Here is a 351-nt window from a genome sequence, read left to right as displayed (position 1 = left end):
GCGCAATCCCAACGTACTGTTCGTGGTCTACGACGACGCGGCCGGTGAGCATCTGACCCGTTATCTCAACCGTGACAACCCGATCAACCAGGAACTGCTGGCGAAAGGGCAGGGCGACCGCGCCCTGGATAAGGTGCTGGACGCCGCCAAGGCTGATCCTGCCGTTTACTACGTAGAGGCCTCCATCAGCCCCAACGGCGTTGAGATCGGCAAAGTGCGCATGGGGGTTTCGACGGCGTCCGTAGAGGCCGATCTGCAGGCGCTCGATAAACGCTGTGCCGCGCTGATCGCCAGCGGCGATCAGTTGGTGGGTGACAGTCTCAAAGGGGCTGCGGCCGACAGTGCTTCAGC

Annotated in this window: 1 protein-coding gene; it reads left to right on the top strand. The window is 62.4% G+C overall.

Translation table 11 applies throughout. The features are described from left to right. On the top strand, window positions 1-351 hold a 351-nt coding region (locus tag KZZ04_RS18600; protein WP_257903675.1), incomplete at both ends, for a hypothetical protein.

This window comes from Pseudoalteromonas sp. CR1, from assembly GCF_019392235.1.
Lineage (GTDB): Bacteria > Pseudomonadota > Gammaproteobacteria > Enterobacterales > Alteromonadaceae > Pseudoalteromonas.
This window is presented reverse-complemented; position numbering and strand designations above follow the sequence as displayed.